The sequence below is a fragment of the Gilliamella sp. ESL1225 genome, from assembly GCF_058502635.1.
In genome coordinates this window covers 125,024-147,751 of the sequence record NZ_CP196358.1, presented here as the reverse complement: position 1 = coordinate 147,751, position 22,728 = coordinate 125,024, and the positions used below count along the sequence as shown (strand labels likewise).

Annotated in this window: 20 protein-coding genes; 6 read left to right on the top strand and 14 right to left on the bottom strand. The window is 34.2% G+C overall.

The features are described 5' to 3' along the window. The first annotated feature begins 43 nt into the window (after positions 1-43). A complete protein-coding gene (gene cobB, locus ACSYSW_RS00640; protein WP_491705182.1) occupies positions 44-742 on the top strand; it encodes a Sir2 family NAD+-dependent deacetylase in 699 nt (232 codons plus the stop codon). Positions 743-869: 127 nt separating this feature from the next. Here cobB and galU read toward each other — a convergent pair whose 3' ends face one another. From galU to ACSYSW_RS00620, 4 genes are all read right to left on the bottom strand, one after another. Continuing rightward, positions 870-1,790 (bottom strand): UTP--glucose-1-phosphate uridylyltransferase GalU, encoded by a 921-nt coding sequence (gene galU / locus ACSYSW_RS00635; RefSeq protein WP_491705183.1) that lies wholly within the window; start codon positions 1,788-1,790, stop codon positions 870-872. A gap of 257 nt (positions 1,791-2,047) precedes the next feature. Then, the gene (locus tag ACSYSW_RS00630; RefSeq protein WP_491705184.1) at positions 2,048-2,197 is read right to left on the bottom strand and encodes an entericidin A/B family lipoprotein; all 150 of its coding nucleotides are present in this window, start codon (positions 2,195-2,197) and stop codon (positions 2,048-2,050) included. Positions 2,198-2,330: 133 nt separating this feature from the next. Beyond that, positions 2,331-3,524: an amino acid aminotransferase gene (locus ACSYSW_RS00625; RefSeq protein ID WP_491706132.1), complete on the bottom strand. Its 1,194-nt coding sequence runs from the start codon at positions 3,522-3,524 to the stop codon at positions 2,331-2,333. Positions 3,525-3,750: 226 nt separating this feature from the next. Continuing rightward, positions 3,751-4,137, bottom strand: a complete 387-nt coding sequence (locus ACSYSW_RS00620) for a RidA family protein (RefSeq protein ID WP_491705185.1) — start codon at positions 4,135-4,137, stop codon at positions 3,751-3,753. A gap of 192 nt (positions 4,138-4,329) precedes the next feature. Here ACSYSW_RS00620 and ffh point away from each other — a divergent pair, with 192 nt between their 5' ends. Then, on the top strand, positions 4,330-5,697 hold the full coding sequence (ffh, locus tag ACSYSW_RS00615; protein WP_491705186.1) for a signal recognition particle protein: 1,368 nt from the start codon (positions 4,330-4,332) through the stop codon (positions 5,695-5,697). A gap of 66 nt (positions 5,698-5,763) precedes the next feature. On the opposite strand, the gene ispB is transcribed toward ffh, so the two are convergent. Continuing rightward, positions 5,764-6,750: an octaprenyl diphosphate synthase gene (gene ispB / locus ACSYSW_RS00610; RefSeq protein WP_491705187.1), complete on the bottom strand. Its 987-nt coding sequence runs from the start codon at positions 6,748-6,750 to the stop codon at positions 5,764-5,766. 153 nt (positions 6,751-6,903) lie between these two features. Here ispB and ACSYSW_RS00605 point away from each other — a divergent pair, with 153 nt between their 5' ends. Next, a complete protein-coding gene (locus ACSYSW_RS00605; protein WP_491705188.1) occupies positions 6,904-7,725 on the top strand; it encodes a TonB family protein in 822 nt (273 codons plus the stop codon). Between the two features lie 213 nt (positions 7,726-7,938). On the opposite strand, the gene pepP is transcribed toward ACSYSW_RS00605, so the two are convergent. Both pepP and ACSYSW_RS00595 read right to left on the bottom strand, forming a co-directional pair. Next, positions 7,939-9,252, bottom strand: coding sequence for a Xaa-Pro aminopeptidase (gene pepP / locus ACSYSW_RS00600; protein ID WP_491705189.1), 1,314 nt, complete (start codon positions 9,250-9,252; stop codon positions 7,939-7,941). A 77-nt stretch (positions 9,253-9,329) separates the two neighbouring features. Continuing rightward, complete coding sequence (locus ACSYSW_RS00595; RefSeq protein WP_491705190.1) at positions 9,330-9,872, bottom strand: UPF0149 family protein; 543 nt, start codon at positions 9,870-9,872, stop codon at positions 9,330-9,332. A 369-nt stretch (positions 9,873-10,241) separates the two neighbouring features. Between ACSYSW_RS00595 and ptsH the strand changes: the two genes are divergently transcribed. The 3 genes from ptsH to crr all read left to right on the top strand — a co-directional run bounded on the left by ptsH (position 10,242) and on the right by crr (position 12,806). Beyond that, entirely contained in the window at positions 10,242-10,499 is a 258-nt protein-coding gene (ptsH, locus tag ACSYSW_RS00590; protein WP_491705191.1) for a phosphocarrier protein Hpr, read from the top strand. 66 nt (positions 10,500-10,565) lie between these two features. Beyond that, positions 10,566-12,293 (top strand): phosphoenolpyruvate-protein phosphotransferase PtsI, encoded by a 1,728-nt coding sequence (gene ptsI, locus ACSYSW_RS00585; protein ID WP_491705192.1) that lies wholly within the window; start codon positions 10,566-10,568, stop codon positions 12,291-12,293. Between the two features lie 9 nt (positions 12,294-12,302). Beyond that, a complete protein-coding gene (crr, locus tag ACSYSW_RS00580) occupies positions 12,303-12,806 on the top strand; it encodes a PTS glucose transporter subunit IIA (RefSeq protein ID WP_491705193.1) in 504 nt (167 codons plus the stop codon). A gap of 107 nt (positions 12,807-12,913) precedes the next feature. Here crr and pgi read toward each other — a convergent pair whose 3' ends face one another. The 7 genes from pgi to rne all read right to left on the bottom strand — a co-directional run bounded on the left by pgi (position 12,914) and on the right by rne (position 22,269). Beyond that, positions 12,914-14,563, bottom strand: a complete 1,650-nt coding sequence (pgi, locus tag ACSYSW_RS00575; RefSeq protein ID WP_491705194.1) for a glucose-6-phosphate isomerase — start codon at positions 14,561-14,563, stop codon at positions 12,914-12,916. Positions 14,564-14,656: 93 nt separating this feature from the next. Continuing rightward, positions 14,657-15,589 carry a homoserine O-succinyltransferase MetA gene (gene metA / locus ACSYSW_RS00570; RefSeq protein ID WP_491705195.1) on the bottom strand — a complete coding sequence of 311 codons (933 nt, stop codon included), beginning with the start codon at positions 15,587-15,589 and terminating at the stop codon, positions 14,657-14,659. Positions 15,590-15,787: 198 nt separating this feature from the next. Next, positions 15,788-16,597 (bottom strand): peptide ABC transporter ATP-binding protein, encoded by an 810-nt coding sequence (locus ACSYSW_RS00565; RefSeq protein ID WP_491705196.1) that lies wholly within the window; start codon positions 16,595-16,597, stop codon positions 15,788-15,790. A 19-nt stretch (positions 16,598-16,616) separates the two neighbouring features. Then, complete coding sequence (locus tag ACSYSW_RS00560; RefSeq protein WP_491705197.1) at positions 16,617-17,606, bottom strand: peptide ABC transporter ATP-binding protein; 990 nt, start codon at positions 17,604-17,606, stop codon at positions 16,617-16,619. A 2-nt stretch (positions 17,607-17,608) separates the two neighbouring features. Continuing rightward, complete coding sequence (locus ACSYSW_RS00555) at positions 17,609-18,472, bottom strand: ABC transporter permease subunit (RefSeq protein ID WP_491705198.1); 864 nt, start codon at positions 18,470-18,472, stop codon at positions 17,609-17,611. Further along, positions 18,465-19,394, bottom strand: coding sequence for an ABC transporter permease subunit (locus tag ACSYSW_RS00550; RefSeq protein WP_491705199.1), 930 nt, complete (start codon positions 19,392-19,394; stop codon positions 18,465-18,467). The genes ACSYSW_RS00555 and ACSYSW_RS00550 overlap by 8 nt, the downstream gene beginning before the upstream one ends. A 73-nt stretch (positions 19,395-19,467) precedes the next feature. After that, a complete protein-coding gene (rne, locus tag ACSYSW_RS00545; protein ID WP_491705200.1) occupies positions 19,468-22,269 on the bottom strand; it encodes a ribonuclease E in 2,802 nt (933 codons plus the stop codon). Positions 22,270-22,728 lie beyond the last annotated feature (459 nt).

Genomic DNA, 22,728 nt, shown 5'->3' with positions numbered 1-22,728 from the left:
AATTTACGCGGTAGGCTCAAAAGTGAATATATAGGAGTTAAACATGAATAAACCGACCATTGTTATTTTAACGGGAGCAGGGATTTCGGCTGAATCGGGATTATCGACCTTTCGCGCCGAAAATGGATTATGGGAAGGGCATAATGTTGATGATGTCGCAACTTATGAAGGTTATCAGCGTGATCCTATTGCTGTGCATCAATTTTATAATATGCTTCGTAATAAATTGTCAGATCCTAATGTAAACCCAAATGCCGCTCATTATGCCTTAGCTAATTTAGAACAAAAGCTTGGATCTGAACACGTTACTGTTATTACGCAGAATGTGGATAATTTGCATGAAAAGGCAGGATCTAAAAATATTATCCACATGCATGGCGAGTTATTAAAAGTTCGAGATGAAAAAACAGGACAAATAATAGATTGTACAAAGGATGTTGATTATAAACAAAATCAAAATATTCGCCCACATATTGTATGGTTTGGAGAAATTCCTCTTTATATGAATAAAATAGAAGAAGCATTAATAAAAGCAGATTATTTTATTTCAATAGGAACATCTGGCAATGTTTACCCAGCGGCAGGGTTTGTACAAATGGCTAACTTAAATGGTGCCAAAACGATTGAGTTAAATCTAGAGCCAAGTTTAAAACAAAGCCAATTTGCACAGAAAATTTATGGGCCTGCAAGTCAGGTTGTTCCAGAATATATAAATCATCTTTTAAGGGATTTAAATAAATGATACTAAAATCGCTATTAGGATATTAATTAAACGCGTTTTAATTAATATCCTTCTTGTTAGTAAAAGAGTAATAAAAAGAGAAATAAAAAAGGTGCCCTTGGCACCTTTTTTATCGATTAAAATAACATCATAATGTTAGTGATTTAAGCCATGCTGTTACATCGGTGCCTAAGTCTTTATGATGCATAGCATATTCAACAAAAGTTTGTACGTAGCCTAATTTATTACCGCAATCATGACTACGACCTTTTATACAATAAGCATCGACAGCTTCATGTTCAATAAGCATTGCAATGGCATCGGTTAATTGGATTTCTCCACCCGCACCTAGAGGCGTTTTTGCTAATAAAGGCCAAATTTTTTCTGATAGAATATAACGACCAACGATAGATTGGTTAGATGGGGCTTTTTCGATAGCAGGTTTTTCAACAACGGCATACATTTGTGCAACATGCCCGGCAGCTAAATCAGCACCACGGCAATCAACAATTCCATAAGATGAAACCAGTTCTTTTGGCACAGGCTCTACCATTATTTGACTATGTTGGCTTTCGCTGTAATTATTTATCATTGCAGCTAAATTATCCTTGCTTAAATCGCATTGATATTCGTCGATAATAACATCGGGTAATACAACCGCAAAGGGCGCATCACCAATAAGTGGATAGGCACAAAGTACCGCATGGCCCAAGCCTTTTGCAAGTCCTTGACGTACGCTACTAATGGTCACATGTTTAGGCAAAATACTTTGTACTTCTTGTAAAAGTTGGCGTTTAACGCGCGCTTCTAACATGGCTTCAAGTTCGAAACTTGTATCGAAATGGTTTTCGATTGAATTTTTCGATGAATGAGTAACAAAAATAATCTCAGTGATGCCAGCCGAAATACATTCTTTCACAACATATTGAATAAGAGGTTTATCAACGACAGGGAGCATTTCTTTTGGAATAGCTTTAGTTGCAGGTAACATTCTAGTTCCAAGCCCTGCAACTGGAATCACAGCTTTTTTAATTTTTCCTTCACAAGAAGGATCGAATAAGAGAGTCATTTTAATTCCTTTAAAAATTCAATGATCGCATTTCTATGTTAGATAAAGACACTATGATAATAAAATCGTTTTTAGTCGACAATAAAAAACGTGACACTAAAAATAAGTAAGTCACGTCTTTTTCAATTATCAATACTAATTGTTTTTTAGCAATAATGAGTGTTTATGAGCATCTTTCCAAATGCCATGTTTTAAAAGGATAACATAATAGTTATTTTGTTATCTAATTAAACTCACTAGTTTATTGATTATATATATTATAGTTTTTTGCTAACGGCTTCAGATGTATTACTAATTGCTTTACCGCCTGATTGAACGTCTTCACCAACGCCTTTAACGGTATTACATCCTACAATTGTGATACTTAATAAAATAGTTGTGACCAATATTAACATTTTATGAAACATTTTTTTACTCCCTCAAATTGCAATAAAATATAAAAGAATAATCCTTTATCAATAAAAATCATCCATGGCTGTAATAATTCGCCTTAAAAAATTATACTTTTTAAGGATGGAACAATAAGTATTTATTAAATCATTATGATACCGCAGCAAATGCTTTCGCAACACGATAAACATTATCTTTATTTAATCCTGCAACGCACATTCTACCACTTCCGACTAAATAAACCCCATATTTATCTTTTAATTGCGCAACTTGCTCTTTAGTAAAACCAGTATAGCTAAATAACCCTTTTTGCTTGGTAATAAAATCAAAATTAAGGTGTGGTGCAATCTCTTTTAATGCATCGACTAAAGCTTGGCGCATTGCCTGAATACGATCACGCATCGCATTAACTTCATTAAACCATTCAATTTTAAGTTCATCATGATTAAGCACATAATTGGCTAACGTTACACCATAGGCAGCAGGGCTTGAATAATTTTTACGTATTGTTGCTTGTAGTTGACCAAATACGCGTTTGGCTACATCAGGATTATCACATAATACAGATAGACTACCAACACGCTCACCATACAATGAGAAAGTTTTCGAAAATGAATTGCTAACAAAACCACATAATCCCATTTCTGCCATTTTTTTGATAGCGTAACTATCGTGTTCAATATTAACGCCAAAACCTAAATAGGCGATGTCCATAAATGGAATAAGATCATGTTTTTGCATAAGTGTTAATAAATCATCCCATTGTTCATGGGTGAGATCAGCGCCGGTTGGATTATGGCAACAAGGATGCAATAACACAATACTTTTAGCCGGTAATTGACTGATGGTTTCTCTCATGACGGTAAAATCGACACAGTGATTTTTTGCATCAAAATAAGGGTATTTATTGACTTTAATCCCTGCGCCGTTAAATATGGAGATATGATTTTCCCAAGTGGGATCACTAACCCAAACTTGTGAAGTTGGGAAATAATGATGCAAAAAATCGGCGCCTATTTTTAAAGCACCTGAGCCACCTAATGTTTGCACACTTACAACTCGCCCATCCACTAAGGCTTGATGATGCTTGCCAAATAATAAGGTTTGTACAGCTTGACCAAAAGAAGGTAAACCACTCATCGGTAAATAAGCTTGTGCATTTAGATGGTTATTATAATGATAATCACGCGCTTGCTTTATGGTATTTAATTGTGGTATTTGTCCTTGTTCATCATAATAATAGCCAATGCTTAAATTAACTTTATCTTGTCTTTTATCATTATTAAAATCAGTGACTAGTGATAAAATCGGATCACCGGCATAAGCTTCTACATGTTCAAACATTTCCATTGTTTCATCCTCTTTATAAAATAAGCGATAAATTATTACACTAAGTTTGGTAGCAATCAATTATAACAGGAAACTTATCCTTACTAAAAATAGAAATAATAAAACGAGTGGGTGATATATTTGATAATGGTAGGTGTTGAGAATGATTGTGGAATTAGGTAATAAATGCATTAATAGTTATAAGAATATTAATGCATTTAAATCATTAAGTTAGCGGCAATTATTTAGCTGCAATAACTTCAATTTCAACATTCGAGTCTTTAGGTAATTTTGACACTTGAACGCATGAACGTGCTGGGAAAGACGCTTTATGTTGAACAAAAAATTCTTCGTAGATTTTATTTACAGCTGCGAAATCATTCATATCAGTAATAAAAATAGTTGTTTTGATAATATTGTTGATTTCATAACCTGCTGCTTCAACAATTCCCTTAACATTCGCTAAGCTTTGCTTAGTTTGTTCTTGAATGTCTTTAGATATTAAGTTGCCAGTTTTAGGATCTAATGGAATTTGACCAGATGCATAAAGCATATTACCTAAATCAACAGCTTGCACATAAGGACCAATTGCTGCAGGTGCATCATTTGTATTAATAATTTTTCCCATAATAGATTTTCTCTTAATGTAGTAAATAGTGATAAAAATACAAATATACACGCCTTCATCTTTTTAATCTAGCCTATAGGGCGTAAGTTCTTTGTTAAGTTAAATAACATTTTATTCTACTGCTTAACATGGGCTAGCAAATAATTTTCTGTTATTATAACGGCAATTTTATTTATTTTATTGAGAATGCTTATGTTTGAGAATTTAACCGATCGTTTATCACAAACATTTAAAAATATTAGTGGTCGTGGCAGGCTTAGCGAAGACAATATAAAAGAAGCGCTACGTGATGTGAGAATGGCTTTATTAGAGGCGGATGTTGCCTTACCCGTTGTGCGGGAATTTATTAATCAGGTAAAAGATAAAGCAGTTGGACTTGATGTTAATAAAAGCCTTACCCCCGGTCAAGAATTCATTAAAATTGTACAAGCTGAGTTAACGCATGCAATGGGTGATGAAAATAGTTCGCTTAATTTAGCAGCTCAGCCCCCAGCGGTAATTTTAATGGCAGGTTTACAAGGTGCCGGTAAAACGACCAGCGTTGCTAAATTAGCCAAACTTTTAAAAGACAAGCAGAAAAAGAAAGTATTAGTAGTGTCTGCCGATGTTTATCGTCCAGCAGCAATTAAACAGTTAGAAACATTGGCACAATCAATTGGTGTTGAATTTTTCCCTTCAGAGAGTAAAGAAAATCCAATTAACATTGTTAATAAAGCCATCAGTCATGCCAAATTACAATTTTATGATGTCTTAATTGTCGATACAGCCGGTCGTCTCCATGTCGATAATGATATGATGGACGAGATTAAAGCACTTCATAAAGCCGTTAATCCAATTGAAACATTATTTGTGGTTGATGCTATGACGGGGCAAGATGCCGCCAATACTGCCAAAGCTTTTAATGATGCGTTACCTTTGACGGGGGTTATTTTAACTAAAGTCGATGGGGATGCGCGCGGTGGTGCTGCACTGTCTATTCGTCATATAACTGGAAAACCGATTAAATTTTTAGGAATGGGCGAAAAAACCGATGCGCTTGAACCTTTTTATCCTGATCGTATTGCATCGCGCATTTTAGGTATGGGTGATGTGATTTCGTTGATTGAGGAATTACAAGATAAAGTTGATCGCGAAAAAGCAGAAAAAATAGCTAAAAAAATTAAAAAAGGCGATAAGTTTGATTTTAATGATTTTCAAGATCAATTAAAACAAATGCGCAATATGGGGGGAATGACCTCCATGTTAGCCAAATTACCCGGCATTGGACAATTGCCTGATAATATTAAATCACAATTGAACGATAAAATGACCGGTAAAATGGAAGCGATTATTGGCTCAATGACATTGAAAGAACGTGCTAATCCTGAGATTATTAAAGGATCACGTAAACGTCGTATTGCAATGGGATCTGGCACTCAAGTGCAAGATGTCAATAAACTACTTAAACAGTTTGAAGATATGCAAAAAATGATGAAAAAAATGAAAGGTGGCGGCATGATGAAAATGATGCGACAAATGCAGGGACTCATGGGCGGAAAAATGGGATTGCCTCCTCGCTAATCCTTTTGAAAATTTCCTTTTTGACTAATTTTGGCGTTGTTTTTTCAACGCCAATAATTTTGGGTATTAATTATCGCGCTGAACGGATAATAAGGCTAAATCTTGTAATGCTTTTTTATAAATTGAATCAGGTAGAATATCAATAACCGCGACCGCTTTTTGTGCTTCAAGTTTAGCTGCATTTAATGTAAAGTTTAATGAATCACACTGTGCCATAATGGTGAGAATGCGATCTAATAAATGACGGCCATTACCATTAATAATGGCTTGACGGATCATTTCAGCATCTTGTGGATTTTGAGTATGATGCATGGCATGTAATAAAGGTAAGGTTGGTTTTCCTTCGTTAAGATCATCACCTAAATTTTTACCTAATTTTTGATTGCTATCGGCATTATAATCTAATAAATCATCAATAATTTGAAAAGCCGTACCCAAGTATTTACCGTATTCTTTTAAAGCCAATTCTTGTTCTTTAGTTGCGTTGGCTAATACTGCGGCAGAATGAGAAGTTGCTTCAAATAAGCGCGCTGTTTTGCGGTAAACAACGTCAAGATATTGTTCTTTAGTTAAATTTGGATCATTGCAATTAATTAGTTGTTGAACTTCACCTTCGGCAATGACATTAGTGGCTGCTGACATAATAGATAGCACTTTGAGGGATTCAGTTTTGACCATCATTTGAAAAGATCGAGTATAAATATAATCCCCAACTAAAACACTTGCAGCATTGCCAAAAATGGCATTAGCAGTTGATTTTCCGCGTCTTAGATCAGATTCATCCACAACATCATCGTGTAAAAGTGTTGCAGTGTGGATAAATTCAATAAAAGCAGCTGTCAGGATATGTTTATCACCTTGATAATTTAATGCTTTTGCGACAAGTAAAGCAATGATTGGGCGTAATCGTTTTCCACCACCGCTAATAATATAATTACCTAGTTGATTGATTAAGGCAACGTCAGAACTTAATTCTGCTTGTATAGTTTGATTAACCTTAATCAAATCGTCTTGAACAAGGTCTTGAATTTGCTGCATTGAGGGTTTTGTCATCGAACTAGCCATTAAAAATAGGAATAAATTTTAAAGTATTATCTGATAAATATGTTTTAGCAACAAGTTTTGGTGAGGATATTTTTAGAAAACACTATAAATGATACTCATTTTCATTTAAAATATGGCTCTTAGTTGCAAATGATAATTATTATGAAGATTCACTTTGATATCGATGTAGACGATCAAAATCAAAAAGCGCCTATTGTAAAAAAACAGCTTAAATGTGGTTATAAATATACCTCTATTTCTTTATTTACGCACTTAACTTTAATTGGATTATTATTCAGCTCTACCTTGCTTGCAGAAAATGTGCTTAGTAATGAGGGAGATAATTCGATTAAAGCCGTGATGGTCGATCTTTCCCTGCTTGCGGCACCAGAACAATCATTAGTTGAAACAACGCCAGAAATTAAAGGTGATGAAAACAGCAAGATTATTGATAACCAAGTGATAGATGAAGTTCTGCCGGAACCAATTATTGAATCCGAGAAAGAAGTCGTTGAAGATAAAAAAATTGAGCCAGAAACTAAAATTACGCAAACCGAGCAAAAATTCGATCGTCAAAAACATCATGATAAAAAACGAAAGAATAAACAAATGCAGCGATCTTCTCATCAACAAGTACGCCAAGAGGTTGCGCTTGATAATGTTGCTCAAACTTCGGTTGCACCCTCAATTTCAGATAATCTACGCTATTCTTCTAATCCATCACCGATTAATCGACGACAGCCTGAATATCCAAGGCATGCGTTAGATATGGGAATCGAGGGGTATGTTGTTGTACTTTATGATATAAATCAACAAGGAAGAGTTGAAAATATTCGATTTACGCAGTCAGTGCCAAATAATATTTTCAATCGTACGGTTGCACAAGCAATGAAATCTTGGCGATATGAACCGATCAGCGCAAAAGATTTAAGTATTAAAATTGTGTTTGAGCGTAATAAGCCAATCAAGATTTCGGATGTATAATTGCTATTTTATTATAAATACTTTTATTAAAGACAAGCTATTGTAAATAAGACTTTGATAATAATGACAAAAGAGGGTAATGTTAAACACTTCGTCTTTTAGATGATTAATAATCTAAAACGTCTCTTAAAATGAATTCTCTAATAAGCAAAAATAGGTTTGCTTATTAGAGGATAAGAAAGAAGCTTAATTATTGCTATAAAATTGCAATAATTAATGCGCATGCTCCATGAGTGATTCTATCTCTTCCGGCTCTTTTGGGGCATCATAGGTTAATACTTCATTGCCACTTTCGGTAATTAAAACATTGTCTTCAATGCGGATACCAATCCCTTTATATTGCGCAGGTACATCTGCCTGCTGATTAATATAAATACCTGGTTCGACGGTCAACACCATAGTGGGCTCAAGTTTCCTATCAGTATTACTACCAACATCATGCACATCAATACCAAGCCAATGCCCTAACCCATGCATGTAAAAGGCTTGGTAAGCTTTACTAGCAATTAACTCTTCAATATTGCCTTTTAAAATATTTAGCTTAACTAATCCTTCAACCATGGTATGAATAATTTGATTATTGACCTCTCGAATTGACGTATTTGGTTTAAGTAAACTAATCGCTTTATATTGAATCGCTAAAACGAGATCATATATATCTCGTTGAGGTTTTGTAAATTTGCCATTAATTGGAAACGTGCGCGTAATATCACCGGCATAATATTCATATTCACAACCAGCATCGATTAATACTAACTCCCCATGTTTTAATCGACAATTATTATTTTCATAATGCAAAATACAGCCATTATTTCCACCGCCGACTATCGTATTATAAGAAGGAGAGCGAGCGCCATGATTGATAAATGTATAAAGGATTTCAGACTCTAATTGATATTCGTAAAGATCCGGTTGGCATCGCTTCATTGCCTGAATATGACCTTGGGCACTAATTTTTCCGGCGATACGCATTAATTCAATTTCATAATCGGATTTAAACATGCGCATTTCGTGAAGGATCGGGCGATAATCAATGATCATTGTTGGAGCTTTAAGATTTTGCCTTGCTCCTTTGCGTAATTTTTCTAACGTCTGATTGATAAGATTATCGGCATAAGCATATTGCCCATTAGCATGATAAATGGCATCTTTATCATTGAGTAATTCCGCTAAAAGCGTATTAATGTTATTAATTGGATAAGCTTCATCAACAAAAACGCTAGTTAATGCTTGTGTTTGTCCTAGTCGATAACCAGTCCATGTTTCGGCAAGGGGATCTTTTTGACGGTTAAATAAAATACAGCGCTGCTTATTATGGGCTAATTTAATCATTACCAAAACGGCTTCAGGTTCATCAAATAAAGTTAAATACCAAAAATCACTATTTTGACGGTAGGGATAATTTGTATCATTACTGCGGACTGCTTCGGGAGCAGTAAAGAAAATAGCGACACTATTATTTTTCATTTGGGCAAATAAGCGTTGTCGACGCGTACTAATTTCTTGTTTATGTTTTTTATTTATCATTATTTTAGCCTTAATTGAATGCCGGTTTTGTTTTGATAATGTTTAAAAGGATAATATTACCTTAAAATATAGTTGTATTAATGAAGTGTTGTAGACGTGTCAGTTTCATTAAATTCTTCATAACATAAAATTGCTGTTATGCGCACATATTCTTTAATTTCTTCAAATGCAAAAGCGAGCTCGTCTGGATCTTCTTCATCATCATAACTGAGTTTAACAATTTGTCTTAAATCATAAATAGCTTCGCCAACATCGCCTTTTAGTGTCGCAAGTTTAGGTTGCATAAGACCTATCCCTAATAGAAAATGATTGACCCAACCGACTAAATCATCAATTTGTTGGAATAAATCCCCATGGCTAAGTAATAGTTGAAATTCAAAATCATCGTCTGATAAAGCTGCGCGTGTTTCGTTATAAAGCTTTTGTATTTTTGTTGCTAAAGGCTCAGGAAGTTTTTGCCCGTCATTTAGCATATTATCGACTAAAGGCTGCCAACTGATATCTTGATTTCCACCCGATAAGACGCCCGTTAAAAAACCATGTAATTCGGCAGCAGTAATACCAATTTTATCTTGAATCAATTGATGATTTAGATCGTTGTAATTTACTTTTTCTAGCATTTTACTCTCCAGCTTTCTAAAATTTCAGTATAAAAATATCTGTTTAACTGACTGAAATGGATAATTTTGTTGATTTGCATTCTAAAAATATGCTTTTTTTTTAATATATATTTTGAAATAATAAGCTATTTTTTCAGCAATAAAGCTTACTTTCGGTTATAATCTATCTCTAAATCATAAACAGGTTAGAGTGGTTAATAAAGGAATTATTTTTATAAATAATTATTTTATAACTTTGGACTTTATAAAAGTTAAAGATCGAAATAAACAAAGATGTTTTGAAAGCGCTTAGTAAACTTTGTAGCCTTTCAAATAGTTTTTATTTAATATTGGTCGCATAAATCATCAATTTTTTGGAATTAATTAATTATGTATAAGCAAGAAGTTACAATTACCGCGACAAACGGTCTCCATACTCGCCCAGCAGCTCAATTTGTTAAAGAAGCGAAAATGTTTAATTCTGATGTTACAGTGACATCAAACGGTAAAAATGCCAATGCTAAAAGTCTATTTAAATTACAAACTCTTGGCTTAAATCAAGGTACAACGATCACAATTTCTGCTGATGGTGAAGACGCAAAAGCGGCAGTTGACCATCTCGTTAAATTAATTCCTACATTGGAATAAAGAGCTATAATTAAGCGTAATTTAACGATTAGACAAAATTGTTTTAAAAATTAAAAAGGAACATATATGGTATCAGGTATACTTGTCTCTCCGGGTATCGCTTTCGCGAAAGCGCTATTATTAAAAGAAGAGCCGATAGTTATCAATAATAGACCCATTCTTGATAATAAAATTGAGGCAGAAATCGAACGTTTCAAAACGGCTCGTGAAAAATCTAGCGAGCAATTACACGCCATTATGGAAAATGCAAAGAAAACGTTAGGTGAAGAGAAAGCAGCGATTTTTGAAGGTCATATTATGCTGCTAGAAGATGAAGATCTTGAATCTGAAGTGATTTCTCTAATTAAAAATAAACATTTAAGCGCTGATGCCGCTGTGCAATCTGTTTTTGAAACCCAGGCTAAAGAATTAGAAAATCTAGATGATGAATATTTGAAAGAACGTGCTGCTGATATTCGTGATATTGGTAAACGTTTACTTAAAAATATTTTAGGTATCAAAATCGTAGATTTAAGTGCGATTAATCACCCATGTATTTTGGTTGCAACTGATTTAACACCTTCTGAAACTGCACAGCTAAACTTAGATATGGTTCGAGGTTTTATTACTGATGCAGGCGGACGTACATCACATACATCTATCATGGCGCGTTCTTTAGAAATCCCAGCCATTGTAGGCACCTCAAATGCGACGAAAGAAATCAAACAAGGTGATTTTGTTATTTTAGATGCGATTAATAACGCTATTTATATTAATCCTGATCACACAACGCAAGAAAAACTAAAACAAGTTCAAGCACAATTTTTAGCGGATAAAGAAGAGCTTGCTAAATTAAAAGATTTACCGGCTGTTACTTTAGATGGTCATCAGGTTGAAATTGGTGCCAATATTGGCACAGTGCGTGATATTGCTGGTGCTGAACGTAATGGTTATGAAGGTGTCGGACTTTACCGTACTGAATTCTTATTTATGGATCGCGATGAGTATCCAAATGAAGATGAACAATTTAGAGCCTATAAAGAAGTTGCCGAAGCAACTCATGGTCGTCCAATTATTGTTCGCACCATGGATATTGGTGGCGATAAAGATGTTCCTTATATGCATTTGCCAAAAGAGGAAAATCCATTTTTAGGATGGCGAGCTATCCGTATTGGTATGGATCGCAAAGATGTTCTAAATACTCAATTACGTGCTATTTTACGTGCATCAGCATTTGGTAAATTACGTATCATGTTCCCAATGATAATTTCGGTTGATGAAGTTCGTAAATTAAAAGCCGAAATTAAAATGTTAAAAGAACAATTAACATCTGAAGGCATTGAATTTGATAAAGACATCGAAATCGGTGTTATGGTTGAAACACCTGCAGCAGCCGTTATTGCACGTCATTTAGCAAAAGAAGTTGATTTCTTTAGTATAGGAACAAACGATTTAACACAATATACCCTTGCGGTTGATCGTGGTAATGAGCTTATTTCTCATCTTTATAATCCTTTATCACCTGCAGTATTAACATTAATTAAGAATGTGATTGATGCCTCTCATCAAGAGGGTATTTGGACAGGGATGTGTGGTGAATTAGCTGGTGATGAAAGGGCAACTGTTTTATTATTAGGTATGGGACTTGATGAGTTTAGTATGAGTTCGGTATCAATCCCTAAGATTAAAAAACTAATTCGTAATACCAATTATGCCGAAGCTAAAAAACTTGCTGAAAGTGTTTTAGAAAAAGCGACAGCTGAAGAAGTGGTCGATTTAATTGAAAAATACACCACTGAAAAGCAAATATGTTAGGAGACTAAGATGAGTTTTTTCGATAAAATCAAACAATTTGTATCGGACGATGACAAAAATAGCATTGAAATTATTGCACCTTTAGATGGTGAAATTGTTAAAATTGAAGATGTTCCAGATGTTGTTTTTGCAGAAAAAATAGTTGGTGATGGCGTAGCTATTAAACCGACAGGCAATAAAATTGTTGCACCTGTAAATGGTAAAATAGGGAAAATTTTCGAAACCAATCATGCATTTGCCATTGAATCTGATGATGGTATTGAACTTTTTGTTCATTTCGGTATTGATACCGTTGAATTAAAAGGTGAAGGTTTTAAACGTATTGCTGATGAAGGGCAACAAGTCAAAATCGGTGACACTATCATTGAATTTGATTTACCTTTATTAGAAAGCAAAGCAAAATCTGTTTTAACACCAGTGGTTATTTCAAATATGGATAGTATCCAAGAATTAGCTAAATTATCTGGGACGGTTGAAGCAGGTAAAACGCCAATTATGCGTGTTAAAAAATAATCTGTAGTAAAATCAATTCCAATAAAAAACCTTCAAGAAATTGAAGGTTTTTTTATGTTTATCATTCAATGAAGTTAAAAGCCAATGAAATTAAACTTTGGCAATTATTAACGCCATTTTTTATATTGATTGATTAAATTATTTGTCGATGCATCATGTGATGATATCGCTTTATCATTTTCTAATTCTGGTAAAATACGTCCAGCTAATTGTTTACCAAGCTCAACACCCCACTGATCAAAGCTGAAAATATTTAAAATCACGCCCTGTGTAAAGATTTTATGTTCATACATAGCAATTAAAGCACCTAAAGTATAAGGGGTAATTTCTTTAACAAGAATTGAGTTAGTTGGCTTATTACCATCAAAGACTTTGAATGGAATAATATTTTTTACTTCTTCTAAATTTTTACCAGCGCTAATAAATTCTTGTTCGACAACGACTTCTGCTTTACCAAATGCTAATGCTTCGGTTTGTGCAAAGAAGTTAGACATCAATTTTAAATGATGATCGCCAATTGGATTATGACTAATTGCTGGTGCAATAAAATCACAAGGGATTAATTTTGTTCCTTGATGGATTAACTGATAAAACGCATGTTGACCATTTGTTCCTGGTTCACCCCAAATAATAGGGCCTGTTGAATAATGTGTTTTATTACCATTACGATCAACACTTTTACCGTTTGATTCCATATTACCTTGTTGGAAATAAGCAGCAAAACGATGCATATATTGATCATAAGGTAAAATTGCTTCGGTCTCGGCACCAAAAAAGTTGTTATACCAAATGCCAATTAAGGCAAGTAATGCAGGGATATTTTTATCGATAGGCGTAGATTGGAAATGCTGATCCATTTTATGTCCACCGGCTAATAATTGCTTAAAGTTATCAAAACCAATGGCTAAAACGATCGAAAGTCCAATTGCCGACCATGACGAATAACGACCACCGACCCAATCCCAAAATACAAACATATTGTTAGTATCAATACCAAATTTTGCGACTTCTTTGCTATTGGTTGATAAAGCGACAAAATGTTTAGCAACCGCACTATCCTCTTTCGCAGCTTCTAATAACCATTGGCGAGCAGTTTGTGCATTGGTCATGGTTTCTTGTGTCGTGAAGGTTTTTGATGCGATTAAAAATAAGGTTGTTTCTGGATTCAAGTGTTTAAGGGTTTCAGCGATATGGGTGCCATCTACATTTGATACAAAATGCATATTAAGGCGAGTTTTGTATGGAATCAATGCTTCGGTAATCATAACAGGACCTAAATCAGATCCACCGATACCAATGTTAACCACATCAGTGATAGCTTTACCAGTATAACCTTTCCATTCACCGCTAATTACTTTTTCACTAAAGGATTGCATTTTGTCTAATACTGCATTGACATCATCCATTACGTTTTTTCCATCAACATAAATAGGTGTATTTGATTGATTACGTAACGCAATATGCAAAACAGCTCTATCTTCGGTGCGATTGATTTTTTGACCGCTATACATTGCTTCGATAGCGCCTTTCAAATCACATTCTTCTGCTAAATGATAAAAGAGTTCTAACGTTTCTTGTGTAATACGATTTTTAGAGAGATCGACAAAAATCTGGTCGTCAAAATTAATACTAAGTTTATTAACGCGATTAGGTTCATCTTTTAAAATTTGTGCGATGGTCTTTTCTTTTGTTTTTTCAAAACTGTTTTGTAACGCTTGCCAAGATAAGGTAGTAGTTGGATCGATAGACTTTAACATAAATATTCCCTTAAACAATGTAGATGTATATAACTTGCTCTAATAATATAACTATGCTATGGATGATGCAAGGTAACGCATAGAATTAAGTCATTATTCGTCCCATGTTAGATCGCGAGTTGTTAAATCATAAGGTGTTAATTGATAGACAAAATAATTTAACCAATTACTAAATAATAAATAAGCATGGCTTCGCCATACATGTTTCGGGGGTAAGTGCGGATTATTATTCGGGAAATAATTTTGAGGAAGAGCGGGATTTAATCCTGCATTAAGATCACGATAGTATTCGTTAGCGAGTGTCATCGCATCATATTCGGGGTGACCTGTAATAAAAGCCATGCGTTTATCTGTAGTTGCCATTAAATATGCACCGGTAATTGCTGAGTCAGCTAATACTTGCAAATCGGTATAAGTGTTTATTTTATCTAATGGGAAATCAGCAAATCGTGAGTGGGGTGCCCAAAAATTATCATCAAAGCCACGAGTTAAGAGGTTATTATTGAGTAAAGTACTATGTTCAAATACGCCTGATAATTTTTGTTGTCGCGTAAATTTAGGTAAATCATACAAAACGTTTAAAGCAGCTTGCACGGCCCAGCAAACAAAAAGAGTTGATGTAACATGCTCTTTTGACCAGTTGATGATTTCAACTAACTTTGACCAATAAGCGACATCACTAAATGCAACTTTACCTAATGGCGCACCAGTTATAATTAAGCCATCATAGTTTTGCTCGCGAATAGAATCAAAATCACAATAAAAACTGTTTAAATGTTCAATAGGGGTATTTTTAGATTGATGTTGATCAATGCGTAGTAATTGAATATTGACTTGTAATGATGAATTGGACAACAAGCGTAGAAATTGATTTTCCGTTTCGATTTTCTTTGGCATTAAATTCAAAAATAATAATCTCAAAGGACGAATTTCTTGCGTTTTAGCGCGTGATGATGTCATAACAAATACATTTTCATTACGCAAAACATCAACAGCAGGTAATGAATCAGGGATACAAATAGGCATAGCAGAAACTCCTTAATACACTTTATTTCCTTACAATAACGAGGTTAATTATTTTTTTAATTTAACCATATAGACGTCTAGAAATCTAAATCGGTAATATAAAAGTTTTAGATTTATTTGTCGAGTTTTTTATCTAACCTATATGCAATTTTATATTTACATTTTTTTGTGCGGATCTTGTCTGAATGATAACCTTGACTAAGATGTAACATCGTTACGCCATGAATCTGCTGTTAGTGCCTCATCAAAATAACTATTAATAAGCTTTTTAGTAATATCACTTAATGGTGAAGCTAGCACTTCGGCTGTATTACCATATTCAACGACATCACCACATTGCATAACCATGATTTGATCACTAATATGTTTCATCATGCCGATATCTTGTGTTACAAAGATATAAGATAATTGATACTTTTCTTGTAGTTCAAGCAATAAATTGACAATTTGCGATCGCATCGAGATATCAAGTGCAGCAATGGCCTCATCAAAAATAATCACTTTAGGCTTAACAATTAAAGCTCGAGCAAGTGCAACTCGCTGTTTTTGCCCAGCAGCCATAACGGAAGGATAGTAGCGAGCATGATCGGGTAATAAGCCAACTTGTTTTAATACTTCGGCAATGCGGTCTTTACGCTGCGCGGCCGTTAATCGGCTATTATATTTTAATGTAACGTCAAGTAGCTGACCAACACGGAGCCTTGGATCAAACGAATCCCCCACATTTTGAAAGATCATACGAATAATTTGACAGCGGCTACTAAAATCTCCATAAGTGGCTTTTTTATCATCCAGACAGATATCGCCACTTGTTGGCTTTATCATACCCACTAACATTTTAGCTAATGTGGATTTACCTGAACCATTTTCGCCAATAATCGCCAGTGTTTTACCTTCATCTAATGAAAATGAGACGGAATTAACGGCTTTAATACATAAATGACCAAATAATCCTTTTGGGATCTTAAACTTTTTTGATAAATTGCGGACATTTAAAATAGGGTTCATTGTTATACCTAAATATAGTTTAATCATCCAAATTTAAAGGATAATGACAAGCAACAGCATGATCTTTGACAGAGATTAAAGCCGGTGCTTGTATACATTTTCGTTGCGCATATGGGCATCTTGGTCCTAATCGGCAGCCAATAGGCAAATGCTCTAAAGACGGTATGACGCCAGGTAATGCATTTAACGGGCTTTTATGCGGCATTGCCTTATAATAATTTGGCATTGAATAAATGAGTGCCTGTGTATAAGGATGAAATGGGGTTGTGATTAAAACATCACTATTTGCTATTTCAACCGTTTGCCCACAATATAAAACATTAATACGTCGGCACCATTTAGTCACCATTTGTAAATCATGACTAATTAATAAAATGGTTGTGCCCAAATTTTGATTCATGCTGGCTAACAATCGAAAGATTTGTAATTCAGTTGTAGAATCCATCGCGTTTGTTGGTTCATCAGCAATAAGTAATTTTGGCTGATTGGCAAGTGCGATGGCTATCATTACTTTTTGGCATTCGCCTTCGGTTAATTCAAAAGGATAAGATTTTAAGATTTCTTGGTGATTTTTAATGCCAACACGATGCAATAATTCAATCGAACGATTTTTACGCCAAAATAACCGTTGTAAAAAATGACCTTTAAAAGTACGGGCAGGAATAGCTTCTTTTAATTGTTGTTCAATTTTCATGGAGGGATCTAAACATGATTGCGGCTCTTGAAAAATCATCGAAATATGGGTACTAATGACTTTGCGCCTTTCCTTAGGTGTTATGGCTAATAAATCGATATCATTAAAATAAAAGCGATCCGCTGTAATTTTCCAATTATGATTAGTTAATCCTAAGATGGCTTTTGCAATTAAGCTTTTTCCTGAACCTGATTCGCCAACTAGCCCCCTAATTTCACCTTCATTAAGTTTAAGATTAACTCTATCAACAGCGCGTAGTAATCCATGCGAGGTAATTAATTCAATGGTAAGATTGCGAATATCTAATAAAGCCATTGTTAATTTCCTATCTTCTTACCAAATAAACCAAAATTAAGAAAATTGACTAACACAATGGTTAATACAATCATTAAACCTGGTGCTAAAAAAGCCCAATAATTGCTTGAAAGTAAATCTTTCATGGTACACATCATCATACCTAAATCAGGATAATGGGCATTATTAGCAAATCCTAAAAAAGTTAACGTCGTAATGGCTAAAAGAATTTGCCCAAATAGAACAACAATTTCAGTAATATAAATTGGAAAAGTATTCGGTAAAATAAAATGATTTAAGATGGTAAATCTTGATAAACCATCTAATCGGTATGCCAGAATATAGGTTTTTTGTGATTCTTTTTGAATTTGCTGATGAATATTATTAATAAACCTTGGCATATAAGTTAGACCAACAATTAATAAGATAGATGTAACGGAATCTGTTAATAATAAGCTGATAATGATGGTACTTAATAAAGGTGGGATCACATTAAATAATCGCAAAAATAATAATAAAAAACTACGGATTGAGGGAATAAAAAACAGAAGATAATTAATAATTCCACTAAATATAATCACGCTTAATAGTGTCTCGACTGTCATTGTAATCGAGGTACGATAACTGATTAGCAGGAAATCAAAAATATCTTGTCCTTGTTTAGTGGTTCCTAAAATATGGTTAATATCTCCATTTATATACCATGCGGGTGGTAATGAGTGGGTATAAATATTTTTGAGATTGGCATGGAAAAACCACGTCGTCGAAAGTGAAATAAAAGCGATAAGTAATATGCCATATAAACCAATAATTAAATAATAATTATGGTATTGTTTTGTTAGCCACAGATTGACTAATCGTGCTAATCGCGGAAAACGACTAATCATAAATCTCCTTATGGCGTCTTGGGTAAATGATAAGTGTCGCAATTTCACTTAACAATCTTAATAAACTGATCACAAATCCACATGCTAATAACGCTATCGAAATAATAAAATAATTATGCTCATGGTACGCCATTAATACCCATTGTCCTAATCCGATTCGATTAAATAATAATTCTATAACCATGGTAGAAAATAATAAGGTATTGGTATTATAAGTTAATTGCGGCAAGATCGTAGGTAATGAATTTGGTAATAAATGGCGATATAAAATTTTGAATGAAGAAGTATCGCGAATAATGGCCATTTTTATAAAGTTATGTCCTGCCGTTTGTTTGACACTTTCGCTGACTAATTGAATAGTTAAAATACAAGGCTGAATAGCAAGTATCAAAGTTGGAATAAATAAATATTGCCATAACTGAAGTAAAATTGGCCATTTATCTTTTTCGGATGAACGAAATAAATCAAATAAAGATACATTTGTTACGGGAGAAAGTTGATCATGATGCATCATAAAATTATGAGACGGCGAAATAAAAAATAAAACGACCAGACTTATCATGACAATAGGACATGCATAAATAATTAAACAACTAATTCGAATACTGTTGTTTAACCATTTAAATTGATTTAAACCAATTAATATGCCAACGGGTATACCAATTAACATTGAAACAAATAACGCCAATAAACAAAGTTCAAAAGTTGCGCTTAGCGTTTGCCAAAAAGCAAAATTTTTGCCTAACAATAATACAAATTGACCGTTAACTAATTGAATAAAAAAAGTTTGATATGCTGAGAATAAATTTAAATGCTGATAAGTAGAATGTGGAACAAAATAAACAAGACAAAAACTGAGCTGCGCGAGCACGAAAAGAAGAAATAGAAAAGTACAAATTTTTTTGAAAATATAAATAATCATTATTTGTCTTTAATCGCAAGTAAAATAGCAAAGTAAGAAGATAAGTATTATCTTACTTTGCTATTTTGATCTATTAATCTTTAGAATTAAATGGTTTGCCAGCCTCCGCATAGGCATGACTTAATGCACTTAATCCACCGGCATTACCTTTACCTGCATATTGATAATTATCGTAAGAATATGATTTAATTTCTACCTCTTCTGACGGAACACTTTCGAGCGCTGGCGCTCTCATCATCACCGACGATGAATGGCCTGCAGCAGTTATTGCTTGCTCTAATGGTTTAACGTCAACTGGAGTCGGTTTTTCAGCATTTATTTTTTCAACCGCTGTTTTTTCAATTAATGATGTAGAATCGTTTAATTGATTAGCAGATGTATTTATTGCATTATGATTTTGTTGTATCTCGCGAACGTTACCATCAGTCGTGTTATTAACCCGATTATGACTAGATTTATCATTAATATTATTATCAGTTTTAATAATAACGGGTTGTAATAAACTCGGAATGACAGGAATCGGTTCGTAACTAAAATCAGGCGTAATCAAACTATAATCAATCACGACTCGACCGAGTGCAAACTCAAGTGACGCTGCAGCAAATGGTAATGGCATTGGCGATTGTTTAAGAGCATTATGTTTAGTTCGACGTTTATTACGCGGATTACTTATTCTTAAATGTCGAGTTGAGCGTCTTTGACGTCTAGGCTGATTGTCAGATGTAACTTGATGATCGCGTTCAGGCACCGCAATAACAGGAAGCAAAAGTGATGGGATCACAATACGTTCTTGAACATCTAAATCTTTCTTAACAGTCAAATCGCTAGATTTAACACGAACGCTTTTAGTTAGCGTACGTTGTTGTCTTCTAGGTCTTGCTTCGCGTTGTTTACTATTTACAACTTCTTCAATCACCTTTTCGTTCTTGCTATTGCTAGCTTGATTGGCGGTCGTTAAAGATGAATTATTTTGTTGATTCGATTGTAGATTTTGCTTATTACGGCGGTTGTTTGTTTTAACGTTTTCTTTGGCTTCGTTAACACTCGTATTATTGTTTGAAGATGCATTAATTGCCTGTGTTCTATTTGGTTGACGTTGACGACGATTAGGTGTTCTTTCACGACGACGTTGTCTATTTGGTTTTTCTTGTACAATGGCAGTAGAACTATTTTCTTTAGATACAAATAAACCACGTAATTTAGTCAATAAACGTTTAAATAAAGCAGGTGATTTCGTTGCTTTTGAAGTCGGTTCATTTTTTGTATTTGCCGTTGTTGTCATGTCTACTTTAGGACCCGATAACACCGCTTTTTCAATCACAATTTCTGGATTAAATAATTCTTCTTCCTCTTCCTCCAGCTCACGTATTAATTTTGGCAGATTATAACTCAGTACGTCATTTTCTTCGCCTCGACGTTTACGAATAACTTTGTAGAGTGGCGTTTCCATCTCATCATCACCCGCGATAATAATTTTCACATCTGGGTGCATTTTCTCGATATTCATGATGGCATTGCGTTTTTCATTTAAGAGATAACTTGCAATAGGCACAGGAACAATAACATCGATACGAGCTGTGTTATCTTTCATGGCTTCTTCTTGAATTAAACGCAGAATAGACAAAGAAAGCGAATTATTATCACGAATGGTTCCAGTTCCTTGACAACGTGGACAAATATGATGTGTCGCTTCGCGCAATGAAGGACTTAGGCGTTGTCGAGACATTTCAAGTAAACCAAAGCGAGAAATTCGTGTTGTTTGGATGCGAGCGCGATCAGTTTTCATGGCTTCTTTTAAGCGATTTTCAACTTCGCGCTGATTACGAATAGGTGTCATATCGATAAAATCGATAACAATCAAGCCTCCTAAATCTCGTAATCTTAATTGACGGGCAATTTCTTCAGCCGCTTCTAGATTTGTGTTAAAAGCTGTTTCTTCAATATCGCTACCACGGATAGATTTAGCTGAGTTAATATCGATAGCTGTTAATGCTTCAGTCACATCAATAACAATTGAACCACCGGATGGTAACCTGACTTCTCGTTGGAAAGCCGATTCAATTTGACCTTCAATCTGGAAATAATTAAATAAAGAAACATCACCCTCGTAAAGCTTAAGGCGATTTATATATTCCATACGTCCTAAGTCAGCAAGGCGTTTTTTAGCGATCTCTAATACTTTAGGATTATCAATTAAAATATCACCAACATCATCACGTAAATAATCACGAAATGCGCGTGTAATAATATCGCTTTCTTTATGAATTAGACTCGGAGCAGGATGGTTTTTTGCTTCGTTTTGAATAGCAGACCAATAATTGACTAAGGCATCTAAATCTTGTTGTAACTCTTCTTGAGATTTACCGACGCCAGCAGTCCGAGCAATAACACCCACCCCGCGAGGTTTATTAATCGCATCGATAATACGTTTTAAATCGGCTCTGTCTTCGCCTTCGATTCGACGAGATACCCCACCAGCACGTGGATCATTTGGCATTAATACTAAGTAGCTGCCAGCAAGACTAATATAAGTTGTTAACGCAGCACCTTTTTTACCACGGATTTCTTTTTCAATTTGAATTAAAACTTCTTGACCTTCTTGAAGGTGTTTAATACTTCGGCGACCAGTAATATTAGATGGGAAATAACTTTCCGCGATTTCTTTTAAGGGTAAAAATCCATCTCGCTCACCACCATAAGAAACAAAGGCAGCTTCTAGACTAGGATTTATTTTAGTGATTTTACCTTTATAAATATTTGCTTTTTTTTGTTCATGACCAACACTTTCAATATCTAAATCATATAAGCGTTGTCCATCAACGAGTGCAACACGTAGCTCTTCTTGCTGAGTTGCGTTGATTAACATTCGTTTCATTATTCTACACTCTTAATTAACCTGTGACTAAATTGCAGGTAGAATATTATTATTGATATTTAGTTTACTTTTTACATGAATCACAATTCATATTTAGGATTATACTCAAATAACCAACTTAATGGGGAAAACGCTCCATAAAACAAAATCCTGCACAAAAAACCTTTTCATCCCGCATCAATTTACTTTAAATAGTTTTATAAAAGACAGTCTTACATGTAGCTATTTTATATAAATTTATACAAAAGCTATTTATGAAAGTTGCTTCAATTAAAACTATCTTAAAAGCTATTGAGTATGTTTTATTTAGGATATTCATTATTTTATTTATGTTATTTTGATTATTATTTTATGTGAAACCTATCTCATTGACATTCATTTAATATTTATAATCGTTTAATTGATGATTCAAAGCGTCGATAGTCAATGTTTAATAACCTAATTTAGGTTGTAATTAAC

Bases quoted from the DNA above. Each gene is read 5' to 3' on its own strand.
- ACSYSW_RS00555 (WP_491705198.1), bottom strand. From the start codon at position 18,472: ATGATTAGTCGTTTTCCGCGATTAGCACGATTAGTCAATCTGTGGCTA.
- ispB (WP_491705187.1), bottom strand. From the start codon at position 6,750: ATGACAAAACCCTCAATGCAGCAAATTCAAGACCTTGTTCAAGACGAT.
- cobB (WP_491705182.1), top strand. From the start codon at position 44: ATGAATAAACCGACCATTGTTATTTTAACGGGAGCAGGGATTTCGGCT.
- ptsH (WP_491705191.1), top strand. From the start codon at position 10,242: ATGTATAAGCAAGAAGTTACAATTACCGCGACAAACGGTCTCCATACT.
- crr (WP_491705193.1), top strand. From the start codon at position 12,303: ATGAGTTTTTTCGATAAAATCAAACAATTTGTATCGGACGATGACAAA.
- ACSYSW_RS00560 (WP_491705197.1), bottom strand. From the start codon at position 17,606: ATGGCTTTATTAGATATTCGCAATCTTACCATTGAATTAATTACCTCG.
- ACSYSW_RS00630 (WP_491705184.1), bottom strand. From the start codon at position 2,197: ATGTTTCATAAAATGTTAATATTGGTCACAACTATTTTATTAAGTATC.
- metA (WP_491705195.1), bottom strand. From the start codon at position 15,589: ATGCCTATTTGTATCCCTGATTCATTACCTGCTGTTGATGTTTTGCGT.
- pepP (WP_491705189.1), bottom strand. From the start codon at position 9,252: ATGATAAATAAAAAACATAAACAAGAAATTAGTACGCGTCGACAACGC.
- ffh (WP_491705186.1), top strand. From the start codon at position 4,330: ATGTTTGAGAATTTAACCGATCGTTTATCACAAACATTTAAAAATATT.
- ACSYSW_RS00625 (WP_491706132.1), bottom strand. From the start codon at position 3,524: ATGTTTGAACATGTAGAAGCTTATGCCGGTGATCCGATTTTATCACTA.
- ACSYSW_RS00595 (WP_491705190.1), bottom strand. From the start codon at position 9,872: ATGCTAGAAAAAGTAAATTACAACGATCTAAATCATCAATTGATTCAA.
- ACSYSW_RS00605 (WP_491705188.1), top strand. From the start codon at position 6,904: ATGAAGATTCACTTTGATATCGATGTAGACGATCAAAATCAAAAAGCG.
- rne (WP_491705200.1), bottom strand. From the start codon at position 22,269: ATGAAACGAATGTTAATCAACGCAACTCAGCAAGAAGAGCTACGTGTT.
- ACSYSW_RS00620 (WP_491705185.1), bottom strand. From the start codon at position 4,137: ATGGGAAAAATTATTAATACAAATGATGCACCTGCAGCAATTGGTCCT.
- galU (WP_491705183.1), bottom strand. From the start codon at position 1,790: ATGACTCTCTTATTCGATCCTTCTTGTGAAGGAAAAATTAAAAAAGCT.
- pgi (WP_491705194.1), bottom strand. From the start codon at position 14,563: ATGTTAAAGTCTATCGATCCAACTACTACCTTATCTTGGCAAGCGTTA.
- ptsI (WP_491705192.1), top strand. From the start codon at position 10,566: ATGGTATCAGGTATACTTGTCTCTCCGGGTATCGCTTTCGCGAAAGCG.
- ACSYSW_RS00565 (WP_491705196.1), bottom strand. From the start codon at position 16,597: ATGAACCCTATTTTAAATGTCCGCAATTTATCAAAAAAGTTTAAGATC.
- ACSYSW_RS00550 (WP_491705199.1), bottom strand. From the start codon at position 19,394: ATGATTATTTATATTTTCAAAAAAATTTGTACTTTTCTATTTCTTCTT.